Genomic DNA, 24,435 nt, shown 5'->3' with positions numbered 1-24,435 from the left:
GACGCCTTGCGGACTGCAGGCAGAGGGCCACCTGTCATTCTCCGAAGGCAGCAGAGCGCGGTGCAGCAGTGCTTCTTAGGAGACCAGGTGAAGGTCGTTCGTGCGATCGGCAACGCGATTGCTCGAGGGCTATTGCTCGGCGGCGAGAGAGAACTGTAGTCTGTCGGTCTGGTTCTTCATTTCCCGGATTTCATGCAGACGATAACCCGAGAGGTCCGGCTCTTCGTGCCGATGGTAGTTGCCTCGGCCACGGCAGTGGTGGTCCTGCTTGCGGACGCGATTCCCTGGCACGAGTGGCCGCGGCTGCTCCTGTTTTTCGGTCTGACAATCGTTACCTACTCAATCCGCATTCCGGACCCTCGTGGGGGTTCCGTCACCCCCAGCACGGTCCTTTCCTACCTCGTGATCTACCTGCTTAGCCCCCCGACCGCGGTTCTTGTTGTAGGAGCCGGAAGAACCATAGCCTTCGCTTTGGCGAGGGGATGGGTTCCCTGGCGCGCGCTCTTCAACGGCTCCCAGATCGCGCTCAGTGTTGCCGCGGGATCATATGTCTTTGCGCTTCTCGGCGGCGTGCCCGCGGAGATTGAATTGACGTCGGCCTGGCCGGCGCTGGCGTTCGCCCCACTGGCAAGCCAAGTTGCTAACAACTTCTTCGTAGCATATGGCGTGAGCAGGTGGAGAGGGACGCCTTTCCTCAGCACGTGGTTTGGCAACACGCGCGATCTCTTCTGGCCGAACCTTCTTAGCATTCCCACTGCGATTCTCCTGGCGATTCTCTATGCCAATGTAAACCCCGCCGCTGTTCTTCTCTACCTGATGCTGCTGCCTCTTCAGTGGCTGGCCCTTCGGCTCTACATCAAGCGCCGCCATCTATACGCGCAGATCGTGGACGGCCTGGTTGTGGCAACGGACGTGAACTTCCCTCTCAGCAGGGGCCACGCCAGGCGGGTGGCCGAACTGGCCGTTTCGATAGCGCGCGAGATGCGGTTGAGCGAGGCCACGGTGGAGTCGGTCCAGTTCGCGGCCCTCATGCACGACGTGGGCATGATCGGCAAGGACGAGTTGCTGGACCGGCCTGTTCTGGTCCCTGAGGACGCCGACGGCCTGCGGGACCACGTGCTGATCGGCGCAGAGCTGGCGCGAGAGCTGCCCCGCAGGGAGATAGCCACGATGATCCTGTGCCACCACGAGAGGTTCGACGGCGCAGGATACCCCAGGGGCCTGCAGGGCGAAGCGATTCCCCTGGGCGCCAGGATCATCGCCCTGGCAGAGGCGGTGGACAGCATGGCGTCCGGGATCTTTCCGTTTGCGGGAGATGCCTCCCTGGACGCGATAGCGCTGAGTGTCGAGAGAGAGAAGGGGGGCGCCTTTGACCCGGAGGTTGCAGACGCCTTCGGCAGGCTCGTCGAGAGGGGCCTTTTCCCCGTTAGCGACATAGGAGTTGGCGACCAGTCGAAGCAGGAAGTGCCACGGCTTGGGGAGATACCGGCCAGATGAGGGCCATCGGCCGACTGATGGGTTTCAGGCCATTGCTGGTGCTGATCGCGGCCTTCTCTCTGGGCCTCGGTCTTTCAACGGTTCACCGGTACAACATCCTGCCCGTGATCGTTCTCGTTCTTATGGCGGGTGTCGGTGAGTGGCTCGCAGTGCGGCTCGGCCCGCAGGGCGTGTTCACGCTGAGACCGGTCGCGGCCTTTGTGGGACTTTGGATAGGTGGACCGGCCCTTCTCATGCTTGCCGGACTTCTGCCCATCCTCCTGGTAACGATTCCTGCGCGACGGCTCCCGGTGGGCGACGCCCTGTCTCAGTCCGGGGGAGAGGCAATCGGCCTCTGGGCCGGGTACCTGGCGTACGCAGGCCTCGGATTGGGGTTGGGGCAGCAATGGGGAAGCTTCGAGATGGTCGAACTAACTGCTCGTGTCGGCAGCATGTTCACCTTCTGGTGCGTGCAGATCCCACATCAAGCGCTCGACCTCAACCTCAGGGAAGGCATGCGGTTCAGGTCGGTCCTTCGACACCTGATCCGGAATGGGTGGACGCACGTGGCGTCGCTGTCTGTAGCGGCCATCTTCCTGAGCTACATCCAGGCGAGCTTCGGCCTGGTCGTCATGGGCATCGCCTCGGTCGTTCTCATAGAGGCCTACTATCCGTGGAAGCTCCTGGGAGACCAGGGCGGAGTTCTTCTCACCAGCCTGCAGATGATGGCGCAGGCCGTTGACCTGAAGGATCCATACACGTCAAACCACTCCCAGAACGTGGCGCGGTATGCGGTCCGCATCGCGAGGGAGATGGATCTGCCGGAGGCCGAGGTTGAGCGCATCCGGATTGGTGCGCTCATGCACGACATCGGCAAGATCGGTGTCAGTGGGCGCATCATCCGGAAGCCGGGGAAGCTCACGCCCGACGAGCACGTCACCATGATGCATCATTCATCCGTGAGCGCGAACATCATCGAGCCCCTGGACATCCTCGGCGAGTCGGCAGAGATGGTGCGCCACCATCACGAGCGATGGGACGGAGCCGGGTATCCCGACGGGCTGATAGGAGAGCAGATCCCGGTGGGCTCCCGGATCATCCTTGTCGCCGATGCACTTGACGCGCTGACGACAGACAGGCCGTATCGGAAGGGCGTCGGCCGCGCCGCGGCCGTCGCCATACTGCAGCAGAACGCCGGAACGCAGTTCGACCGGGCCGCTGTGGACGCGCTGCGGCGGGTAGCGGCTCTCCTGTAGACATCACGCCGCGCATCGCACCCTACCTCACACGGTCTGAACCAGCAGCGCCTGTATGGCGACCCACGGATTCGGGTATCGCAGGGTGGTGACTCATGGCGAAGCTGGAGATCCATCTCCTGGGCCGCTTCGCGGTCGTCTCGGAGACAGGTCCAGTTGACCTCAAACCCAGGCCCGCGCAGTTGCTCGCCTACCTGGCACTCGCAGGCGGGCGGACCATCCCGAGAACACGCGCAGCCGGCGCCCTTTGGCCGGATCTACCAGAGGAACGGGCCAGAGCCAATCTCAGCACGGTAGCATGGCGTCTCAAGGGCGTGCTGGGATCTCATGGTCTTCCAACAGATGTGCTCGTGGCAACGGCCACGTCTGTGGGGCTCAACATGGATCTGTGCGACGTAGATGTCGAGCAGTTCCGACAAGGTGTGCTGCGACCCGGTCAGACCGAAGCCGGGCTGGAGCACCTCTCCCGAGCGATCCATGCCCTCCGGCGCTACAAAGGGGACCTGCTGGAGGATTGGGATGTCGAGTGGTGCCAGCTTGAAAGAGAGAATCTGAAGCGGTGTCTCGTGTCTTCGCTCCAAGCCCTGGCCGAGGGGTTTGCCCGTCGGGGGCGGCAGGATCTCGCGGTGGAGTATGCGCGCCGGGCCGCAGAGGCCGATCCGTTCAACGAGCAGGCGCAGCGCAGTCTCATGAAGCTTCTCATTCGGGCCGGCGACAAGCCGGCTGCTGCGAGCCAGTTCAGGCGCTTCGCCCGCCTTGCCAGATCTGAACTGGGCGTAGAGCCGGACGCGGAGACGATATCGCTGCTTGAAGTGACAAGGCGCCCCGCGCATGGTGGCATCGTTGGCGATGCGCGGATTTCGGCAGCGCCGGCGATTCAGCCTGACAGTGCACATCTAGTGGGACGGAGTGACGAACGGCAGGTTGCTGCCAACCTCCTTGATGCAGCAGTAGCCGGCAGTGGAGGAGGGCTCCTGCTTGTGGGCGAGGCAGGCATAGGGAAGTCCAAGTTCGCCGAATGGGTGGCGGAGGAGTGGGCCGTGCGCGGCGGGGCTGTCCTTCGTGGGCGCAGCATCGAGTTCAATGAGCCGGTTCCGTACCAGCCGGTGCTCGACGCGCTCAGCGCTTTCTTCGATAGCAGCGACGTTGCGCGGCTTCTCGGCCGAGATGGCAGCATGCGTCCCACATCGTCCTTTGATGATCCGGCAGGAAGCACGGGCGATCAATCACCTGGGCCTCCTGGCAAACTTCGCCTGTTCAACTGGCTTCAGGCCCCACTGGAGGAGGCGAGCCGGAAGCGGCCTATGCTGTTAGTGATCGAGGACCTGCAGTGGGCCGACACAGGCACGGTGGATTTTCTTTCGCATCTGCTGGAGCGCACCAGGCACATGCGGGTAGTCGTTCTCCTGACCGCGCGCCCTGTGGGAACCCGTCCTGTGCACGACTCGATCTTGGAAAGACTCGCGCGTCACTGTACGGCGGTGCTCCGCTTGGGCCCACTTTCGGAGGTGGAGACAGGGGAGCTCATTCGGATGCTGCTCGAAGGGCACTCCCTATCCTCGAATCTGGTGGCGCGCATCTTCACCGAGTCTGAGGGGAACCCTTTGTTCGTGATTGAGACACTTCGATTGCTCCAACAGCGACCGCGCGAATCGCTGGCCGGCTCGTTTCCAGGGCTAGATCCCGAAAGCCCCCGAGGGACGGAGATGGCAATACCCGACGGCGTGCGCACCGCGGTTCAGCAGCGGCTGGCCCTTCTTGACCCCACGGCTCGCCAGGCAGCAGAGATGGCATCTGTCCTGGGGAGGAGTTTCGACGAGGAACTCCTTGCCATGGTCAGCAAGGGCAGCAGGAACCGTCTGTCCAGGAGTATTGCGTGTCTGCTGAGGCACGGGATCTTTCAGCGCGAGCACACTGGCTACCGCTTCTCGCACGACAAGATACGCGCGATATGCTACGAGAGCCTTCCCGCCCACCTCCGGCGCATGTGCCACGGCCGGGCGGCGGCGGTGTTGCTGCAATGGTCCGACGTTCCGATTCATCGCCTCGCGTGGCACCAGCATTCCGCAGGTCAGTGGAACTCCGCGGCGGCATCCTGGGTTCAGGCAGGCGACCAGGCGAGGGGTCTCTACGCGTACGAGGAGGCCGTTTTGGCCTACAAGGCCTCCATCGCATGCGTTCGGAGGGATATCACCAGGGGTTCCGCGGAGAAGATCCTCGACGAGGCGCTGCTCCTGGCCAAGACCGACGAGGTCCTCGAAATGCTGGGAAGACCTGATGACCGTGTGGTGCTTCTGGGTCGAATGGGTGCGCTTTGCCGCAGGAATCCCGAACCCCGGATACTAGCGGTATGGCTCACGCGCAGCGCGCTTCTTCAAGAGCACTTCGGCAGGTTCGACCTTGCGGCCGGTCTTGCGCGTCGGGCATGGGTCAACTTGCGCGCTGCGCGCAACGCGGGCGATGAGGCACAGGCGCTCCGCGTCCTGGCTTGGATGTTGAGCAGGGCCGGGCGTCACAGGCGGTCGCTGGCAGTGTCCCAACTGGCCCTGAGGCGGACGTGCAATGCCGATGCCCCGCTTCGGGTTGCCATCCTGAGGCAGGCGGCGACTGTCCACGCGAAGACCGGCAACTACGCGGCTGCCTCCGCGTGCCTTCAGTCTGCAAGGGGCATTTCGGCTGAATCAGGCGATAGCAGCGAGGCCCGATTTGTCTCAATGACGGAGGCGATTGTTCTCAAGTGGACCGGCAACTTGACCGCGTCGCGCGCGAACCTGCTCGAAGGCCTGCGGTTCGCCGAGGAGATCCATGACCCCACTACCGCCGCCAGGGTTACCCTGCAGCTCGCAACGCTGGATGCTCTGGAAGCCAGTCTGGGCAGCGCTGTCCGGAGACTCAGGAAGGCGCGCGTCTCGGCTCAGGCCACCGGACACCCCCGCACGGTCATGGCCTGCCGCAACGAGATCGCCAACAGCGTCGGACGCCAGATAGGGAACTACCGCTGGGCATGGGATGCTTCCAGGAGGGCGCTGGAACTGTCCATTACCTCGGGTAACCGCCTCCTGATCGCCGTCTGCAAGGACTCGCAGGCCCAACTGCACCTGGACCATCACAACGTGGATGGCGCGGAGGAGTTGGTAAACGAGGTTCTACACCTCTTCGATCGCGAGGGTCATTCAGCAGACCCCTACGGCCCCTTCCTCGAGTCCCTTGCCAAGCGCGGCATCATCGCGCTCCACCGGGGAAACCACGCACAGGCCATTGCAGGTCTGGAGCAGGCGCGAGACATTCAGGCCCGCGTCGGTGAGCGGCTCATGCTCCCGGACACCCTCAGCTATCTCGCGCTGGCCTATGCCGGGTTGAGGGACGCTGACCGCGCGCTTGCCACCTCCAACGAGGCGCTCAGATCCCTGGCCGAGATAGGCCACGCCAATCCCCAGCCCCAGCGCATCTTCTGGCACCACTTCCGCGTCCTGGAGGAGTTCAACCTTGAACCCCGCCTGCCGTTCCTTCGCAGGGCTGTGGAGTTTATCGCCGCCCAGGCCGCGACGCTCTCGCCGGCGCAGCAGGTGCGCCTCAGGAGGAATGTCCCTCTCAACCGGGAGATCCTGGCGGCCTGGGAACGCCACGGGCACACCTGCGAGCCGCCCGCCCCCCCGCTCGCCTCGTGAGAGCCCTGCGAGAGAGCCCCCTTCTACTATCCGACTCATCCTGAGCAGCGGCGGCTCTTGTACAGGGGTGACGAACATGGAAGGGCAGGTTGTCGCGCGCTTCCTGGTAGACCATCCTTTCCGGCCGGGAACCGTGAGGGCGATTCTGGACACGCTCGTGGCTCAGGGAGGGGCCTACGAGCCGCATCTTGTGCGCCGCCTGCCGGAAGACAGCCTGCGGCGGATCATACCCGCGAGGCCGGTCCGGCTGCTGGAGGACGCGGAGGAGGGTGGCACGCAGAGCACGTTCCTGCGCGTCTCCGAAGGGCTGATGCGGCCGGTGCTGACCCTCTCGGTGAGCGAGGTTCCCAGATCTCGCCCAAGCACGGTCACGCTGACGATACCGCGCGAGGCGTTGGCGACGAGCAAGGACATCGAGCAGGTGCTCGGCGTGTGCAAGGGCCTCTATCTGTTCCTGGAAGCTCCGTGGGGCACGGTGGGAGTAGACGATCTTCCTGATCCAACCTGCCTGGGTTGGGCCAACTTCTTCGGGCCACAGGCCGTATCCCGGCTCGGTCCTGCCCGCCTGCTCACCTCAATGGCGTTCATCGTCGAGATCCTACCGGACGGCGGCATCATGCTGGTCACGCATCCATCGCCTGATCTTGCATCTGAGCCCGGAGCGCGGTCCGCCCGGCTACAGATCGAAGAGGCCCTGGACCTGCGCGACTGCCTGGGCGCGGTCCTGGGCGACAAGGCGCTGGACCAGGGTGCTCTTGCGCGCACTCCACGCGTGAGGCGGAAACCTCCCACGCCACGGCAGTAGTTCCGAGCATCGGCAGTAGTCCCGGGCGTCGGCAGTAGTCCCGGACCTCGGGTGCATTGCCGCTCTCCCACAAGATGTGGTGGGTGAGCAGCTCCGACCCACCATATCTGCCCCCCTGCGCCGGTAGTGAAAGCCAGAGACCGCGCCCAGTGAGGCTTCTGGCCGCCGGCCTCCAAAGATCTTTTCCAAATCGCAGGTCTACAAGAAGGAGTTTGTGGGAACATGGAGAATAGCGTGGGACAGAGTGGGGAGTTGTGGGGATGCTCAAGGGTGAGTTCCAGTACGCGCTGGACGACAAGGGGCGGGTTGTCATCGCTCCCAGGTTCCGGCGCGTCCTGGGCGATCAGGTCGTAGCCACCCGCGGACTGGATCCCTGCATCAGCGTATACTCGCCCGCGGAATGGGCCAAGGTCGCGGACGCGTTGCTCAAGCTCTCCACCAAGCAGCGCGACGTTATGCGCTATCTGCTTGCCGGCGCCGTGGACATCGAGCTCGACCGACAGGGCAGGATAACCCTGCCGCTTCACCTGCGGCAGCATGCCGGGATCGAGCGCGAGGTGGTGGTGGTGGGTCTGATCAGCCGGATCGAGATATGGAACTACGCCGGCTGGCAGTCCTACATCGAGAAGGCGAAGCTGTCGGCTCCGCAGATCGCGGAGCAGATCGAGGAGCTGCGAATATAGCCGGTTCTCAGGCAGAAGCCGCTGGGCACATCCCGGTGATGCTCGACGAGGTGCTGGCCTGGCTGGAACCACGGCCCGGCGGCACGTACGTTGACGCCACGGTGGGCGCCGGCGGGCACGCCGAGGCGATCCTGGAGCGGATCGCCCCGTCTGGGCGGCTGATAGGGATAGACCGCGACGCCGAGGCGCTGGCGGTTGCGGCGCGAAGGCTGGCTCGTTACGGGGCATCGGTTGCACTGCGGCACGCGAACTACTCGGCCATACGCACTGTGGTGGCCGAAGCCGGACTCGAGGCGGTAGACGGCATCGTGATGGACCTGGGAGCCTCGTCGCTGCAACTGGAAGAACCCCTCCGCGGGTTCAGCTTCACCCATTCAGGTCCGCTCGACATGCGGATGGACCGCACCCAGCCGCGCTGCGCCGCCGACCTGGTCAACTCCCTGCCCGAGGAGGAACTGCGGGGGATTATCTGGGCGTACGGTGAGGAGCGATGGGCGCGCCGGATCGCGCGGGCGATCGTGCAGCGCCGGCCTCTTCGCACGACCGATGAACTTGTCTCCGTTGTAGGTGCGGCCATCCCGCGCCGCGCCTGGCCTCGGGGCATCCATCCGGCGACGCGCACGTTCCAGGCGCTGCGCATCGCCACCAACCGCGAACTGGAAGCGCTCGAGCAGGCACTGCCGGAAGCAATGGGGGCTCTCCGGGGGGGTGGGCGACTCTGCGTCATCACCTTCCACTCCCTGGAAGACCGCATCGTCAAGCACACCTACCTCCGCCTCTCCCGTGATTGCACCTGTCCTCCCGGGAGCCCCCAATGCGTCTGCGGCGGCCGTCGCCTCGTGCGCGTTCTGACGCGGCGGCCCGTTACCCCATCGCTGCGCGAGATAGCGGCCAACCCCCGTTCGCGCAGCGCCAAGATGCGCGTGGCAGAGCGCGCGAGCGACCAGACCGAGCGTGCGTCGGAAGCCGGGCAATCCAGCGCTGATACCACCCTCCCCTCCGTCGTGCCTGACGTCCTCCCTCCGGCACCCGGCTTCCGGCGCCGATCTTCTTCCAGTTCAACGGCGAGGCCGTGCACGTGATCGCCGCCGACCGACGCACGAAGGTCTTCCCGGTGTGGCTCCCCGAACGGCCTTCCCGCGGGGAGCCCGTGGCCCGTCGCCGCTCTCGGTTGCACCCGATGGCCGGCGCGATGGTGGTGGCGGTTCTTCTCACCCTGCCTGCTCTGCTCTACGTTTCGCAGCGCACGCACCGCGCAGAGGCGGGGTACACGATCCTGCGGCTGCAGCGCGAACTCACCCACCTGCGCGCGGAGCACGCGCGCCTATCCTCGCTCGCATCGGCCCTGAAATCGCCGCAGCGCATCGAGCACTATGCCACAACGGAGCTGGGCATGGCGCCGCCCCGCCATCACCAGCTCGCCGCCATCACCGCCGGGCCGGCCATCGCGGAAGTCGAGGTGCCTGCCGAGCGCCGTGGAGTCCTTCGCCAGCTCACGGCGTGGCTTGGGAGGAGCGAGGCCGAGGCCCGAGAGCGACACAGATGACCCTCCCGCGTCGTCGCCGCCCGCCCGGGCGGGGTCAACCCCCCGGGCGGCGGTCTTTTCTCCGCGCGGCCGAGGCAGAGCTCGACCACCTCCGGCTGATCCGGCTGCGCACGGCGGTGCTCTTTGCGGTGCTGTGGACGGCGCTGACCGCGGTCGGCTTTCGCCTGGTCATGCTTCACGTCGTTCAGGCCCCAGAACTCGAGAGAATCGCGGAGCGCCAGCAGCTCGGCACCGTGCAGATCGAGGCCAGCCGCGGCCGCCTGCTGGACCGCCTGGGCAGGCCGCTGGCCGTGAACGTCGAGGCCGAGTCGGCCTTCGCCTTGCCGTCCAAGATCGACAATCACAAGGCATTCATCCACGCGGTCGCGCCGGTGGTCGGGCAGCGACCGGCGGACCTCGAACGAAAGCTGGTCCCGGACCGGCACTTCGCCTGGCTGGCCAGGAGGGCTTCGCCCGCGGTTGTGGCGTCGCTGCGCGCGATGCGGCTCGGCGACCAGATCGGCTTCCTCACCGAAGCCAAGCGCAGCTACCCCAACGGAACGCTGGCGTCCCACGTGATCGGTTTTGCCGGCGTTGACAACCAGGGCCTGGAGGGCGCGGAACTGGCGTTTGAAGAGACACTGCGGGGCCGGCCCGGTTCCGCCCGCATCGAGCGGGACGCCATGGGCCGTCCGCGGTTCGACACGCGCGCAGTCGTGCGAGAGCCAGCCCCGGGCGCCGACGTGATGCTTACCATAGACCAGGTGATCCAGCACATCGCCGAGCGCGAGCTCGATCGGGCAGCGGCCTCCACGGGCGCAACCTCGGGCACCGTCCTGGTCATGGATCCCAGGTCGGGCGAGCTGCTGGCGATGGCCGCCCATCCGCGCTATGATCCCAACGCCGTCGGTCGCGCCGAGAACCCGCTGCTGGCCAACCGCGCTATCTCTGCAGTCTACGAACCGGGATCCACCTTCAAGATCATCCTGGCGGCGGCCGCTATGGAAGCCGACGCCGTGACCGCACACGAAGTGTTCACGAGCACCGGGGAACTGCGGGTCGCGGGCGGCTACGTGATTCGGGAGGCCCGCGGCCGCAAGTTCCCCAGGCAGACGCTGGGCGACATCATCCGCCAGTCGTCAAATGTGGGCGCGGCCATGGTGGCGATGCGGCTTGGCAAGGAGCGGTACCACGAAGCGATCCGCCGCTTTGGATTCGGCGCGCCCACCGGAATTGATCTTCCCGGGGAGCTCGCCGGTCTGGTGCCGCCGCCGACGCAGTGGCTGGGCCCTGGGCTCGAGACCATTGGCTTTGGTCAGGGCATCTCGGTAACGCCCCTGCAGTTGCTGGTGGCCGCCTCTGCCCTGGGCAACGAGGGACGTCTGGTCCGCCCGCACGTGTTGCGCGCCGTGCGCGACCCCGAAGGCCGCGTGATCAAGGTGGCGGCGCCGGAGCCCGGACGCCAGGCGACTACTCCGGAGGTCGCCCGAGCGGTCGTCGCCATGATGGAGGACGTCGTGAACAAGGGGACCGGGACGCTGGCCCGCGTCGAGGGATACCGGATCGCCGGCAAGACCGGCACGGCCCAGAAGCCGGCTCCAGGAGGCGGCTACATGCCCGATGCGGTCTTGGCTTCGTTTGTCGGCCTGGTGCCCGCGGACAACCCGCGCCTGGCGGTGCTGGTGATTCTCGACGGCGTGAAGGGCGAACAATACGGGGGCACGGTCGCAGCGCCGGTCTTCCAGGCAATTGCCACGCAGGTTCTCTGGCACATGCGGCTGCCTCCCTCGGAGCCGGCGGCCCTGGGCCGCCTGCCGCCGCGCGCCGCGCCGTAAGGCCGCGGGTGCCTGCTATAATGAACGGAGATTCCGCGGAGGTGGGTGGATGCATCTGCGCGCGCTGCTGACGGAGCTCGACGCGCCGTCGGTGGTGGGCGACCCCGGCGTGGAGATTCGCGGGCTCGCTTACGACTCCCGGGAGAGTGGTCCCGGGTTTCTGTTTGCCGCGCTCCGCGGCGCGGTCCACGACGGGCACGCCTTCATCGGAGAGGCCGTCACCCGCGGCGCGTCCGCGATCCTGGTGGATCGCGAGGTCGCCGTGCCTCCAGGCGTTGTGGTGGTGCGGACCTCCGACACCCGCCGCGCGCTCGCGCAGATGAGCGCGGGGTACTATGGGCATCCCTCGCGCCGCCTGAGCGTGATCGGCGTCACCGGGACCAACGGCAAGGGCGCAACCACCTACCTGATCGAAGCGATCCTGCGCGCGGCCGGGCGGCCGTGCGGCATCATCGGAACAATGGGGATCGTCATTGACGATGGTGTGCTGCCGTCGGCGCGCACGACCCCGGAGGCGCCCGATCTGCAGCGCGCGCTGGCGGCCATGGTGAGCGCGGGTCGGCAGTACGCCGCGGTCGAGGTCGCCTCCCACGCGCTGGCGCTGGAGCGGGTTGCCGGCTGCCGGTTCAAGGTCGGGGTGTTCACCAACCTCACGCGGGACCACCTGGACTTCCACGGGAGCATGGAAGCCTACCGCGCCGCCAAGGCGCGGCTGTTCGCGATGCTGCCCTGTGATGGGTGGGCGGTCCTGAACGCCGACGACCCCGCATCGCGGATCATGCGGGCGGTCAGCCTGGCGCAGGCGGTGACCTACGGCGTGCGCATGCCCGCCGACGTGCGCGGGCGCGACCTCCGGCTGCACCTGCGCGGGTCAACGTTCACCGCCGAGACGCCTGGGGGCAGCGTTCCGGTCGAGCTCCGGCTTGCCGGCGGCTTCAACGTCGCAAATGCGCTCGCGGCGCTTGCCGTGGGCATCACGCAAGAACTGCCTCTTGAGGCGATGGCCGATGCCCTGGCCGCTATGCCGGGCATCCCGGGGCGTTTTGAGAGCATCGAGGAGGGGCAGCCCTTCGCGGTGGTCGTGGACTACGCCCACACGCCCGACGGCCTGGAGAACGTGCTGCGCAGCGCCCGCGAGGTGACCGGCGGCCGGCTGATCGCGGTCTTCGGATGCGGAGGTGATCGCGACCGGCCCAAGCGCCCAGTGATGGGCGGCATCGCGGCGAGTTGGGCCGACCTCGTGGTGGTGACCTCCGACAACCCGCGCACCGAGGATCCCCGCTCGATCATTGACGAGATCCGTCCGGGCGTCGAGGCCGCCGCCGCCCGTCGCGGCGTGCGCGTGCAGATCGAGCCCGACCGGCGCCGCGCGATTGCCGCGGCAGTGGCAGAGGCGCGTCCCGGAGATCTCGTGCTGATTGCCGGCAAGGGCCACGAGACCTACCAGGAGATCGCCGGGGTGAGGCATCCGTTTGATGACCGGGAAGTAGTCCGGGAGGTCCTGAATGCATCTGGCGGTTAGGGACATCGTCTCGGCGACCGGCGGACGCCTCGTGCTGCCGCCGGGGGCGCCTGTTCCCACGGCGGTCTGCGGGGTCACAACCGACAGCCGGAAGGCCGCGCCCGGGTATCTCTTCGTTGCGCTGCGGGGCCCAAATGCCGACGGGCACCTGTTCGTGGGGGATGCGCTCGCGCGCGGCGCGGTGCTGTCAGTGGTCGCCGCAGAGCCGGCGGCAGCCGGCTCGGGAGCAGCCCTCCCGGGAGCAGCCAGCCCGGCGCTGGTGGTGGCGGACCCGCTGCGCGCGCTGGGCGCGATCGCCGCCCTGCACCGGCGCACGCTGCCGGTGACCGTGGTCGGCATTACCGGCAGCGTGGGCAAGACCACGACGGTCGGCCTGTGCGCAGAGGTCCTGGCCGTGCGCTTCAACGCGGCGCGCTCTGCTGAGTCGTGGAACGCGGAGCTGGGCGTGGCCCTCGCGCTGTTGGGGCTGGATCAGGGAGTCGAGGTCGCGGTCATAGAGATGGCAATGCGCGGTCTGGGGCAGATCCGAGAACTCGTCGAGATGGCGCTTCCCCGCATCGGCGCGGTCACCACCATAGGCGACACCCACCTGGAGCTGCTGGGAACGCGCGAGAACATCGCCGCGGCCAAGGCCGAACTGCTGGAGGGATTGCCCGCTGACGGCACCGCGATCGTCAACGCCGACGAGCCCTTGACAGAGCGGCTGGTCCGGGCCGTCCAGTGTCCCGTGGTCCGGTTCGGCTTCTCTCCTGAGGCAGACGTGCGCGCCACCGAGATCAGGTGCACCCCTGACGGCTGCGCCTTCGTGCTGGAGGTCGGAGGGCAGCAGGGAGAAGTGACCCTGTCGCTCCCGGGCACTCACCAGGTGCGCAACGCGCTGGTCGCAGCGGCCGTGGGGCATGCGCTCGGGCTCGGGCTGCGCGAGATCGCAGCAGGGCTTGCCCGCGCCCGCCAGGCCAAGATGCGGCAGGAGATCATCCACCTCGGCGAGATGCTCGTTGTGGACGACACCTACAATGCCAGTCCGCAGTCCATGCAGGCCGCCTTCGACGTGATCGTCCTCGCAGGGCCGGCCCGACGGCGCGTGCTCGCCTTGGGCGAGATGCTCGAGCTCGGACCGGATTCGCAAGAGTTCCACCGCCGGGTGGGCCGGCAGGCGGCGGAACTGCTGCCCGCGCTGCTGCTCGCGGTGGGACCCAATGCCCGCTGGTACCTCGGGGGGGCCGCCGATGCTGGTCTCGCGCCCGGCGCCGCTGCCTGGGCCAGGACCACAGATGAAGCGATCCCGTTGCTGCGCCGGGCGGTGCGGCCAGGTGACATCGTGCTCATCAAGGGTTCGCGAGGTATCGAGATGGAAAGGGTGCTGGAGGGCCTGAGGGCCGGAATGGAGGTATTGTCGCCGTGAACGAGTTCATTGCGATACCCCTGCTGGTTCAGGTGGTCGCCGCCGCGGCGCTGGCGGCGGGCATCGTCGTGCTCGCGGGCCCCCGAACCATAGCGGCGCTCGCAGCGTGGGGCCAGCGCCAGCGCATCCGCGAGGACGCGCCGGCCCGGCACCAGTTGAAGGCCGGCACTCCGACCATGGGCGGGCTGCTGCTTGTTGCCGCCATCGTCGCCGCCGTGCTGCTCGTGGCAGGCCCGGACCGCCGCGTGCTGTTCGCACTCGCCGTGATGGGCGCCTTCGGCGCCGTGGGATTGCTGGACGATCTCCTGGCGGCCCAGCACGATCGGAACCTCGGATTTCGTGCGCGCGAGCGGCTGGCGATGCAGATCATCCTGGGCCTGGCCCTGGGATACCTGGCCGCCCGCCAGTCCTGGCTGGGAACCGAGATCATCGTGCCAGGAGTGGGCCCGTTCGATCTCGGATGGGGATACGTGATCTTCGCGGCGCTGCTCTACGTTGGGTTCACCAACGCGGTCAACCTGAGCGATGGCCTGGACGGCCTGGCCGCCGGGCTCGTCGCGGTGGCCGCGTTCGGGCTGGCAGTTGTGGCGCTGACCGCGCTGCTGCCTTCTGCCGCGGTGCTGGGCGCGGCCGTGGCAGGGGCCTGCGCAGGATTCCTCAAGTACAACGCCCACCCGGCGCGGATCTTCATGGGCGACGTTGGATCCAATGCCCTTGGTGGGGTGCTGGCCGCGCTCGCCATCGTCACGAAGTCGGAGATCGCGCTCCTCTTCATCGGCGGCGTGTTCGTTGCCGAAGCCGCGTCCGTCATCCTTCAAGTGGCGTACTTCAAGCTCACTGGCGGCCGGCGGATCTTCCGCATGAGCCCCCTGCACCATCACTTTGAACTCGTGGGCTGGCCGGAACCGGTCATCGTGCGCCGGTTCCACATGGCCGGTTGGGTCTGTCTCCTGATCGGCCTGCTGGTCGCCGGCTGATGACTTCGCACCCGCCAGCGCGGGTGAGGGCCGTCCTGGATCAGCTCCGGGGGCGGCCCATCCACGTTCTGGGCCCGTCGGGCACCGAGGGCTCCACCGTGACCGAGTTCCTCCTGAACCACGGCATAGGGGAAATCACCGTGCACGATCTGGAGCCGCCCGCGCGCTTCGAGGAGACGCTGCGGCGCACGCACTGCTGGCTGGATCCAGAGGGACAGGCGCGGCTGGCAGCCCGGTTGCGGGCCGCGCCCATCGCCTGGCGGCAGGACGACCGCTATCTGGAGGGGATAGAGGAGGCCGGGGTCATCTTCGTTCCCCAGTCCTGGTTCCGCCACCAGGAGAACGCGCCCGTGCGCGCGGCCGCTGCGCGCGGCGTCCGGCTGTCGAGTCTTACGCACCTGTTCTTCGAGGCATGGCCCGGGCCGATTCTCGGCGTGACCGGCACGAACGGCAAGTTTACCGTGGTAACGCTGATAGCCGCGATGATGGAGGCCGCCGGACTGCCTCTCGTCGTCTCTGGGAACGACCGGACGCACGTGCCCGCGCTCTACGCCCTTGACGGTGCGGACGCCGCGACGTGGTTGGTCTTGGAGATCAGCAACCGGCAGCTCCTCGGCCTGCCCTACAGCCCCCACGTTGCGGTGGTGACCAACATCGCGCCGCACCACCTGGACGACCATGGGTCGCTGGAGGCCTACGTCGAGGCGAAACGCACGATCGTCCGCAACCAGGGCCCGGCGGACCTGGCGGTGCTCAACGCCGACGATCCCCTCGTGGCTGGGATGACCGACGGCGCCGCGTCTTCGGTGCGCTGGTTCAGCCGTCACCGGCCCGTCGCGGCCGGGGCGTACCTCGAGGGCGGGCGAATCGTGTTGGCCGGGGCGTACATGGATGGCGGTCGGATCGCGCCGGCCGGTGCGCCTCCGCGCCCGGTGATGGCTGTGTGCGACCTCTCCGTGCCCGGTGCCCACATGCAGGAGAACGCCCTGGCTGCCGCCGCTGCCGCGGCGCTCGTTGGCGTCGAGCCCGGGACGATCGCGTCGGTGCTGCGCGAGTTCCGCGGCCTACCCTACAGGTTCCGCCTGGCCGCGGAGCGCGAGGGCGTCGCCTTCTACGAGGACTCGCTGGCAACCAATCCCGCAGCAGCCGCCGCCGCCATAAGGAGCATGGTCAGGCCGTTCCACCTCATCGCAGGAGGACTGCGCAGGGACGCCCGTGCGCGCGACTTTCAACCGATGGTCAGCGCGCTGGAGGACTCGCCCGCCAAGGCGGTCTATCTGATCGGCTCGACCGCCGCCCTGCTGGCAGATGCGATAGGTGGGATGGCCAAGCCCCCGAGCGTCTCGCAGGCAGGCACCCTGGACGCCGCGCTGGCATCGGCCTGGGACGCCGCATCGCCCGGGGACGCGATCCTGCTCTCCCCGGGGTGCGAGAGCTTCGACCAGTTCGCAGACTACCGGGAGCGCGGCGACCTGTTCTGCCGGTTGGCTGATGCGCTGCCCGCTCGCGCGGGCCCTCCGGTGCTACCGTGACCGCGCCCCCGCCCGCGCTGCACCGCCGGTCCGGTGACCTGCTCCTTTTCGTCTGCGTGCTGGCGCTGCTCGGGGTCGGGCTGGTGATGGTCTACAGCGCGAGCAGCATCGTTGCCTTTGACCGCCTGGCCGACAGCGCGTACTTCCTGCGCCGGCAGGCGACGTGGATCGGGATCGGTCTGACCGCGATGTGGATCGCCAGCCGCGTGCACTACCAGCGGCTCCGGGTGTACGCCGTGCCGCTGCTGCTCGCCACCGCGGTCCTACTCGTAGCGGTGCTGATCCCCGGGATCGGTAGGGTCGCCGGAGGCGCCCGAAGGTGGATCGTCGCCGGGCCTGCCGGCTTCCAGCCCGTGGAGCTGGCCAAGCTGGCGCTGCCCCTCTTCGTTGCGCAGTTTGCGGTGCGCCGCAGCGCCGAGGTGCGCGACCTCCACCGCGGCGTGGTGCCCCCGCTCCTGGTCACCGCGTTTCTCGCGGGCCTTGTCCTCCTGCAGCCCGACATGGGATCCGCGGTCGTGCTGGTTGTGATCACGATGACGGTGTTGTTTCTCTCAGGTGCGCGGATCGCGCACCTGGGGCTGGTCGTGCTGGCGGCGCTTCCGGTCGGGGCCCTGGCCGTGGCAGCCGCACCCTACCGGCTCCGGCGTTTCCTGTCCTTCCTGGACCCCTGGAGCGATCCCCAGGGCAGCGGGTTTCACATCATACAGTCGCTGCTGGCATTTGGGTCCGGCGGCCTGATCGGGGTCGGCCTGGGGGAGAGCCGCCAGAAGTTCTTCTATCTGCCCGAGCGCCACACCGATTTCATCTACGCCATCGTTGGCGAGGAGATTGGATTGCTGGGCACCATGGGGTTGCTGGTTCTGTTCGCGTTCCTGGCCTACCGCGGCTACCGCATCAGCCGCTCTGCACCCGACCGCTTTGGTTCGCTCCTGGCCGGGGGGATCACCGCGGCCGTCGTGGGCCAGGCGTTGATGAACATGGGCGTTGCCACGGGGTTGTTGCCCGTCAAGGGCGTGCCGCTGCCGCTGGTCAGTTTCGGCGGCTCGTCGCTGGTAATGACGATGATACAGATAGGCATCCTGCTGAACATCTCGCAGTACGCCGCCGGGGAGGGGAAGTGAGAATCATTATCACTGGCGGCGGCACCGGCGGCCACCTGTTCCCGGCGCTGGCGATAGCCGAGGCGCTCCGGGGCCGGCGGCCCGAGGTGGAGATCCTCTTCGTAGGCGGCGACCGCATCGAGGCCCGCGTCGTGCCCGCGGAGGGCTGGCCGTTCGCGCGGATCCGCGCGCGGGGCCTGCCGCGGCGTCCGGGCCTGGCGGCCGCGTCCGCGCTGGCGACCACCGCGATGGGAACGCTCCAGGCGTTGCGGCTCCTGAGGCAGTGGCGGCCGGACGCGGTCGTTGCCACCGGCGGCTACGTGTGCGTGCCCGTCGGATGCGCGGCCGCGCTGCTGGGCGTGCCGCTGGGCGTGCAGGAGCAGAACCTGCGCCCGGGCCTGGCGACCCGCCTGATCGCACGCTGGGCCAGATGGGTCTCGATTCCCCATCCCGAGGCAGCCGCACGGTTGAAGGCGCGCCGCGCCGAGGTCACGGGCATCCCACTGCGGCGCCGCGCAATGGAGGGCGATCGGGAACGAGGCCTGGGCAGGTGGGGTCTTGACCCGGGCAGGCTCACCCTGCTCGTGCTGGGCGGTAGCCAGGGCGCCCTGAGCCTGAACCAGGCAGTCTGCAGGCTGGGCGATCTCCTCATGTTCGAGCCAGGGCTGCAGATCCTGCACCAGACCGGAACCGAGCACGGACACTGGGTCCGACGCGAGATCGGCCACCGCGAGCACATCGGTCCGCCCGCGCTGCGCCACGTCGCGGTGCCGTTTCTCGACGACATCGCCGACGCCTATGCCTGCGCCGATCTGGTCCTCAGCCGGGCCGGCGCCTGCACGCTGGCCGAGCTGACCGCGTGGGGGCTGCCCTCGATCCTGGTTCCGTATCCCAGTGCCGCGGAAGGACACCAGGAGGACAATGCCGAGGTCCTGGTGCGCGCCGGCGCTGCTGTCCTGGTGCCGGACGCCGACCTCGGCGGAGGGGCGCTGGTCGCGGTGGTGCAGGCGCTCCTGGCCGATTCGGGCCGGCGCAAGCGCATGGCGGATGCCAGCCGGGGGCTGGGGCGCCGGGACGCGTCCGGCGCAGTAGCCGACCTGGTGCTCGGTCTCGGCACCTCTGGCGGCACGCCTGGCAGCGAGACGGAGGTCCGCGCGTGATCCAGCGCTCGTCGCGGGTACACTTCGTGGGGATAGGCGGCGCAGGCATGAGCGCGCTGGCCGAAGTGCTGCTGCACCGCGGAGTTCGCGTGTCGGGGTGCGATCTGCGCGACTCCGCCTCCCTCCGGCGGATCGGTGATCTCGGTGGGGCAACGTTCGTCGGCCACAGTCCTGATCATCTGGCCGAGGCGGACGTGGTGGTCTACTCGAGGGCGGTCCCGGACGAGAACCACGAGATCGGTGCCGCGCGAGATCTCGGCCTGCCGGTTCTTCATCGGGCCGAGCTCCTGGCCAAGGTGATGGCGTTCGGCCGCGGCGTGGCCGTGGTCGGGACGCACGGCAAGACGACCACGGCCGCGATGCTCACGCGCGTGCTGGCACGAGCAGGCCTGGACCCGACAGGTATAATCGGGGCCGGTGTCGAGGAATACGGCGGCGGTGCGCGTACCGGACGCGGACCCTGGATCGTAGCCGAGGTGGACGAGAGCGACGGTTCGCTCCTGCACGTGCGCCCGTTCGCAGCCGTGCTGACCAGTCTGGATGCCACCGACCACTGCGACTACTACATTGCACCCGGCCATCTCGAGCAGACGTTCGAGCGGTTCCTGGGCGCGGTTCCCCAGGAGGGCTTCATCGCAGTCTGCCTTGACCACGCCGGCGCGATCGCGCTTGCCCGCGGCCTCGACCGGCCTTTCCTGACCTACGGCTTTGACCGGGCCGCCGCGGTTCGGGGAGAGATTCGCGCGATTCACGGGGAGGAGACCCGGACCGAACTGTGGATCGAGGGCAGGCCGTCCGGCGAGATGGTGCTGCGCGTGCCCGGGCGGCACAACGTCAGCAACGCGCTGGGCGCAATAGCCGCCGCGGTAACGATGGGCGTGCCGGCCGATGCGGCCATGGGTGCGCTGGCCGGTTTTCGGGGCGTTGCCCGCCGCTTCGCGATCCGCGGCGAGGTCGGCGGCGTGCTCGTCGTGGACGACTACGCGCACAATCCGGTCAAGATAGACGCGGTGCTCCGCGCGGCGCGCGAGGGCTGGCCAGAGCGCCGGGTGATTGCTTTGTTCCAGCCGCACCGCTATTCGCGCACGCGCACCACCCACGCCAAGTTCGGCCGGGCGTTCGATGCCGCGGATGAGGTGGTGGTGACCGAGATCTACGCGGCGGGCGAGCCGTCGCAGCCGGGCGTGACTGCCCAGTTGATCGTGGACGCGGTAGCCCCACACCGGCCTGTGCACTTCCGGGCGACCACCGAGGCCGCCCTGGACCTGGTAGAGCAGATTGCCTCCCCGGGTACCATCGTGCTCACGCTGGGGGCAGGAGACATCGGTGCTGCGGCAGATGCCCTGTTTCGGCGGCTGTCGGTGGGTGCCCGGTGAAGGCCCCCCCGACCGCGCTGTCCCGCCTGGAACGGCGGTTGCGTGAGGCCGTCGCAGATGTGCGCCGCGACGAGCCGACCTCCAGGCACGTGCTGTTCCGCATCGGGGGTCCGGCGGACCTGATGGTGATCCCAAGGAGCATCGGTGAGTTGCGGGCGGCCGCATCCGTGCTGTTCGAAGAGGGCCACCGGCCCGTGATACTGGGCAACGGATCCAACGTGCTGATTGGGGACCGGGGGATTCGCGGGGCCGTAGTCAAGATCGGAAAGGGTGTGGGTCGCGTTCGCATCAAGGGTGCAAAGGTCATCGCAGAGGCCGGGGCCGGACTCCCGGCCCTGGCGCTGCGCACGGCGCGGAAGGGACTCGCCGGGCTTGAGTTCGCGGCCGGCATTCCGGGGTCGGTGGGCGGAGCGGTAGTGATGAACGCCGGTGCCTACGGCCACTCGATGGGTGAGGTCTTCGAGGCGGCAGACGTGCTGACCCCGGACGGTCCCATCTGCCTGGGACCCGAGGCGATGGGCTTTGGCTACAGGGCCACGGCCATCCAGGGACGACCCTGGGTGGTTGCTTCGGTGACGCTCGCGCTGCGCCCCGACTCCCCGGACCTGGTTCAGTCCCGCCTGGAGATGTGGCTGGAACGCCGGGGCGCGACGCAGCCGCTCGGCCGGATGAGCGCGGGCTGCTTCTTCCGCAATCCCTCCGGCGACCACGCGGGACGGCTCATAGAGGCGGTGGGCGGCAAAGGCCTGGCCGTCGGCGGCGCCCGCATCTCGGAGATCCACGCGAACTACATCGTCAACGAGGGAGGCGCCACCGCGGCCGACGTGCTGGCCCTGGCGGCGCAGGTGCGCGCCCGCCTGCAGGAACGCTTGGGAATCACACTGGAGTTGGAGGTCAAGCTGCTGGGCGAGTTCTGAACCCGGGCATCCATCGTGGATACGACCGTGGATACGACCGATCCCACAACGCGCCCCAACGCCGCGTCCCTCAGGGAGACCCTGCCGCGCTTCGCCATGATCATGGCCACGCTGCTCGCCCTGGCCGCCTTCCCGCAGTCGGCGTTCTTCACCGTTGAGCGCATCGAGGTGCGCGGGGCCGGGATGATCCCGGCGGCCGAGGTTGTCGAGCTCTCCGGCCTGAAGCGCGCCGAGCGCCTGTTCGCCGTGGACGCCGCTGCCGCGTTGCGGCGGCTTCGGGCCGATCCTCGCATCAGGGAGGCGGCGGTGCTTGTACGACCGCCCAGGATCGTTTCTATCAAGATTACCGAACGCCGTCCGATGGCTGCCCTGATCACGGGTGCCGGGTTCGCAATGGTGGCCGATGACCACGTGGTGGTGGCGATCACCCCTGACTCAGGCGGGCTGCCCGAGATCGAGGACCGCACCCGACCCGATGCAGAGGCCCGCCCCGGCCATTCAGCGGCTTCAGAGGGGGTGCGAGCAGCGCTAGAGGCGCTGGACGTGGTTCAGGCGCGCCTGGCAGTCGACCTGAAGCGCATCGTGGTCGCGAAGGGTCCGGACCTGACGCTCATCACCCGCTCAGGGCTGGAGATCCGGGCCGGGGGTCTGTTGGGGCTGTCGGAGCGGCTGGGTCAGGTCCCGCGGGTTCTCGATGCGCTGCGGGCGAAGGGCTTGACGCCCGCGTCGCTGGACCTCAGGTACGGAGGGTCCGTCGTGGTAAGACCGTACGGAGCAGGAGATGGACGATAGGCGTGGAATGGCAGAACAAGATGTAGGGAAGACAGACCCATGATCCACTACGGGTAGCGTATGGCGCGCCGAGGCTCGGTCGCAGGCCTGGACATAGGCACGACCAAGGTTTGTGCCGTTGTGGGCGAAGTGGACGAGGACGGCGATGTCCACATCGTCGGCGCCGGCAGCGTGCCTTCCTCAGGCATGCGCCGCGGGGTGGTCGTGGACCTTGACTCCACTGCCCGCGCGATCGAGGAGGCCACCGACCGCGCCGAGCGCATGGCCGGGACCAGCATTACCTCTGCCTTCGTGGCGGTCTCCGGCGAGCACATCACCTCGTCCGACAGCCGGGGCGTGGTGGCGGTGGCGCGCGGGGATCACGAGATCGCGGACGCGGACGTAACGCGGGTCGTGGACGCCGCCCGGATGGCGGCGCTGCCGGCCTCAGACCGCGAGATCATCCATCTCCTCCCGCGCGATTTCGTCGTTGATGGACAGGACGGCGTCAAGCGGCCGGTTGGAATGTACGGCACCCGCCTGGAGGTCGAGGCCCACATCGTTACGGGCGTTGCCACGGCACTGGCCAACGTGGCCAAGTGCGCGCAACTGGCAGGCGTGGAGGTCGCGGAGATGGTGTTGGAGCCGCTGGCTTCGGCAGAGGCCGTGCTCACGCCGTCGGAGCGCGACATAGGCGTGGTCCTGGTGGACATAGGCGGCGGCACCACGAGCATCGGGGTGTTCGCCAACGGCGGCCTGTGCCACGTGGCGATTCTCCCGGTGGCCGGCGCCCACATCACCAGCGACATAGCGGTGGGGATGCGGACTCCGATGGCCGAGGCGGAGAAACTGAAGGTCCGCTGGGGCGCGGCCTCGCCCGCCTCTGTGTCCGAGGGCGAGATGATCGAGGTATTCAACGTGGGAGGCCGCGAGCCCCGCGTGATCCCACGCCGGATACTGGCAGAGTTCATCGAGCCGCGTCTGGACGAGATCTTCTCGCTCGTTCAGGCCCAGATCCGTCGCAGCGGCTACACGCACCGGGTGCCGGCGGGCGTGGTGGTGACGGGTGGGACCGCCCTTCTCGATGGACTGATAGAGCACGCCGAGGCTCGGCTTGGGCTTCCTGCCCGCCTAGGCGCGCCCGACCAGATCACCGGTCTGGTGGAGACGGTTCGGAGCCCTGCATTCAGCACGGGGGTCGGGCTCGCGCTGTTCGGAGCGCGCGGCAGGACCAGGGCGGGCGCCGCCCACAGGAACGGCACGAGTTCCCTATGGGATCGGACCCGCGCGTGGGTTCGCGATCTGCTGCAGGGTGGGTGAGGCAGGAGCCGGGCATACCACGCCAGGTTGGGAGGAACGGTGATGACCAAGATGGAGCGGGACCTTCATCGGTATGCGGCGATAAAGGTCATCGGGATGGGCGGCGGGGGCAACAACGCCGTCAACCGCATGATCTCCGCCGGGCTGCGCGGCGTGGAGTTCATAACGGTCAACACCGACGTCCAGGCGCTGGCCCTTTCTTCGGCCGACAAGAAGATCCACATCGGCGCGAAGACCACCAAGGGCTTGGGCGCCGGCGGTGACCCCATCGTGGGTCGCCAGGCCGCCGAGGAGGGCAAGGAGGATCTTCGCGAGGCCCTGGTCGGCGCGGACATGGTCTTCATCACCGCCGGCATGGGCGGCGGGACCGGTACCGGGGGCGCGCCGGTGGTTGCCGAGGTGGCACGCGATCTGGGCGCGCTGACCGTCGGCGTAGTAACGCGCCCGTTTGGGTTCGAAGGCAAGCGGCGCGCGGCCACCGCCGACGAAGGGGTGCGCACGCTCAAGCAAAAGGTCAACACCCTGATCACGATTCCCAACGACCGGCTCCTGCAGATCATTGACCGGCAGGCCACCGTGGTGGACGCGTTCCGCACCGCCGACGACGTGCTGCGCCAGGGCGTGCAGGGGATTGCCGATCTCATCACGATACCCGGGCTGATCAACCTAGACTTCGCCGATGTTCGGACCATCATGACCGAGGCCGGCAGCGCGCTCATCGGAATCGGTGTCGCCTCGGGTGAGGAACGGGCGACCCGCGCGGCACAGTCCGCGATCAACAGCCCGCTCCTGGAGACCTCGATGGACGGCGCGCGCGGGGTGCTCATCAACGTGACCGGTGGGCTCGACCTGGGCCTGCTCGAGGTGAGCGAGGCCGCCCAGATCGTGCGCGACGCGGCCGACCCGGATGCCAACATCTTCTTCGGAGCCGTGATTGACGAGAAAGCGCGCGACGAGGTGCGCATCACCGTGATCGCAACCGGATTCGAGGCTGCTCGCCGGGTCGAGATGTTCGACGCGGCGCAGGACGACCGGGTCAAGGAACCGGTCAAGCTGATTGACGACCTCGACATCCCGGCGTTCCTCCGCAGGCGCTAGGGCGGTCCC

The 24,435-nt window shown here is 68.0% G+C and carries 19 protein-coding genes; all 19 read left to right on the top strand.

Annotation, left to right across the window (positions count from 1 at the left end):
- Positions 1 to 192: 192 nt before the first annotated feature.
- The 19 genes from FJX73_01895 (at position 193) to ftsZ (ending at position 24,426) form a co-directional block, all read left to right on the top strand.
- The gene (locus FJX73_01895) at positions 193 to 1,497 is read left to right on the top strand and encodes an HD domain-containing protein (protein ID MBM3469535.1); all 1,305 of its coding nucleotides are present in this window, start codon (positions 193 to 195) and stop codon (positions 1,495 to 1,497) included.
- Positions 1,494 to 2,732 carry an HD-GYP domain-containing protein gene (locus tag FJX73_01890; protein ID MBM3469534.1) on the top strand — a complete coding sequence of 413 codons (1,239 nt, stop codon included), beginning with the start codon at positions 1,494 to 1,496 and terminating at the stop codon, positions 2,730 to 2,732. Before FJX73_01895 ends, FJX73_01890 begins: the two co-directional genes overlap by 4 nt.
- A 95-nt stretch (positions 2,733 to 2,827) precedes the next feature.
- Entirely contained in the window at positions 2,828 to 6,400 is a 3,573-nt protein-coding gene (locus FJX73_01885) for a hypothetical protein (GenBank protein MBM3469533.1), read from the top strand.
- A 76-nt stretch (positions 6,401 to 6,476) separates the two neighbouring features.
- A complete protein-coding gene (locus FJX73_01880) occupies positions 6,477 to 7,205 on the top strand; it encodes a hypothetical protein (GenBank protein MBM3469532.1) in 729 nt (242 codons plus the stop codon).
- Between the two features lie 260 nt (positions 7,206 to 7,465).
- Positions 7,466 to 7,888 (top strand): division/cell wall cluster transcriptional repressor MraZ, encoded by a 423-nt coding sequence (gene mraZ / locus FJX73_01875; GenBank protein ID MBM3469531.1) that lies wholly within the window; start codon positions 7,466 to 7,468, stop codon positions 7,886 to 7,888.
- On the top strand, positions 7,798 to 8,970 hold the full coding sequence (rsmH, locus tag FJX73_01870) for a 16S rRNA (cytosine(1402)-N(4))-methyltransferase RsmH (GenBank protein ID MBM3469530.1): 1,173 nt from the start codon (positions 7,798 to 7,800) through the stop codon (positions 8,968 to 8,970). The genes mraZ and rsmH overlap by 91 nt, the downstream gene beginning before the upstream one ends.
- Complete coding sequence (locus tag FJX73_01865; GenBank protein MBM3469529.1) at positions 8,961 to 9,434, top strand: hypothetical protein; 474 nt, start codon at positions 8,961 to 8,963, stop codon at positions 9,432 to 9,434. Before rsmH ends, FJX73_01865 begins: the two co-directional genes overlap by 10 nt.
- Positions 9,431 to 11,248 carry a penicillin-binding protein 2 gene (locus FJX73_01860; GenBank protein ID MBM3469528.1) on the top strand — a complete coding sequence of 606 codons (1,818 nt, stop codon included), beginning with the start codon at positions 9,431 to 9,433 and terminating at the stop codon, positions 11,246 to 11,248. Before FJX73_01865 ends, FJX73_01860 begins: the two co-directional genes overlap by 4 nt.
- Before the next feature lie 49 nt (positions 11,249 to 11,297).
- Positions 11,298 to 12,770 carry a UDP-N-acetylmuramoyl-L-alanyl-D-glutamate--2,6-diaminopimelate ligase gene (locus tag FJX73_01855; protein MBM3469527.1) on the top strand — a complete coding sequence of 491 codons (1,473 nt, stop codon included), beginning with the start codon at positions 11,298 to 11,300 and terminating at the stop codon, positions 12,768 to 12,770.
- Complete coding sequence (locus FJX73_01850; protein ID MBM3469526.1) at positions 12,754 to 14,175, top strand: UDP-N-acetylmuramoyl-tripeptide--D-alanyl-D-alanine ligase; 1,422 nt, start codon at positions 12,754 to 12,756, stop codon at positions 14,173 to 14,175. The genes FJX73_01855 and FJX73_01850 overlap by 17 nt, the downstream gene beginning before the upstream one ends.
- Complete coding sequence (locus FJX73_01845) at positions 14,163 to 15,152, top strand: phospho-N-acetylmuramoyl-pentapeptide-transferase (GenBank protein ID MBM3469525.1); 990 nt, start codon at positions 14,163 to 14,165, stop codon at positions 15,150 to 15,152. Before FJX73_01850 ends, FJX73_01845 begins: the two co-directional genes overlap by 13 nt.
- Complete coding sequence (gene murD / locus FJX73_01840) at positions 15,152 to 16,684, top strand: UDP-N-acetylmuramoyl-L-alanine--D-glutamate ligase (GenBank protein ID MBM3469524.1); 1,533 nt, start codon at positions 15,152 to 15,154, stop codon at positions 16,682 to 16,684. The genes FJX73_01845 and murD overlap by 1 nt, the downstream gene beginning before the upstream one ends.
- A gap of 17 nt (positions 16,685 to 16,701) precedes the next feature.
- Entirely contained in the window at positions 16,702 to 17,805 is a 1,104-nt protein-coding gene (gene ftsW / locus FJX73_01835; protein MBM3469523.1) for a putative lipid II flippase FtsW, read from the top strand.
- Positions 17,802 to 18,944, top strand: a complete 1,143-nt coding sequence (gene murG / locus FJX73_01830) for an undecaprenyldiphospho-muramoylpentapeptide beta-N-acetylglucosaminyltransferase (GenBank protein ID MBM3469522.1) — start codon at positions 17,802 to 17,804, stop codon at positions 18,942 to 18,944. Before ftsW ends, murG begins: the two co-directional genes overlap by 4 nt.
- Complete coding sequence (locus tag FJX73_01825; GenBank protein ID MBM3469521.1) at positions 18,941 to 20,320, top strand: UDP-N-acetylmuramate--L-alanine ligase; 1,380 nt, start codon at positions 18,941 to 18,943, stop codon at positions 20,318 to 20,320. Before murG ends, FJX73_01825 begins: the two co-directional genes overlap by 4 nt.
- Positions 20,317 to 21,237 (top strand): UDP-N-acetylmuramate dehydrogenase, encoded by a 921-nt coding sequence (gene murB, locus FJX73_01820; GenBank protein MBM3469520.1) that lies wholly within the window; start codon positions 20,317 to 20,319, stop codon positions 21,235 to 21,237. Before FJX73_01825 ends, murB begins: the two co-directional genes overlap by 4 nt.
- Before the next feature lie 15 nt (positions 21,238 to 21,252).
- Positions 21,253 to 22,029, top strand: a complete 777-nt coding sequence (locus tag FJX73_01815; GenBank protein ID MBM3469519.1) for an FtsQ-type POTRA domain-containing protein — start codon at positions 21,253 to 21,255, stop codon at positions 22,027 to 22,029.
- Between the two features lie 60 nt (positions 22,030 to 22,089).
- Positions 22,090 to 23,328 (top strand): cell division protein FtsA, encoded by a 1,239-nt coding sequence (gene ftsA / locus FJX73_01810; protein ID MBM3469518.1) that lies wholly within the window; start codon positions 22,090 to 22,092, stop codon positions 23,326 to 23,328.
- 42 nt (positions 23,329 to 23,370) lie between these two features.
- Entirely contained in the window at positions 23,371 to 24,426 is a 1,056-nt protein-coding gene (ftsZ, locus tag FJX73_01805; GenBank protein MBM3469517.1) for a cell division protein FtsZ, read from the top strand.
- The last annotated feature ends 9 nt before the right edge of the window (positions 24,427 to 24,435 follow it).

It is taken from the genome of Armatimonadota bacterium, assembly GCA_016869025.1.
GTDB lineage: Bacteria > Sysuimicrobiota > Sysuimicrobiia > Sysuimicrobiales > Humicultoraceae > VGFA01.
This window is presented reverse-complemented; position numbering and strand designations above follow the sequence as displayed.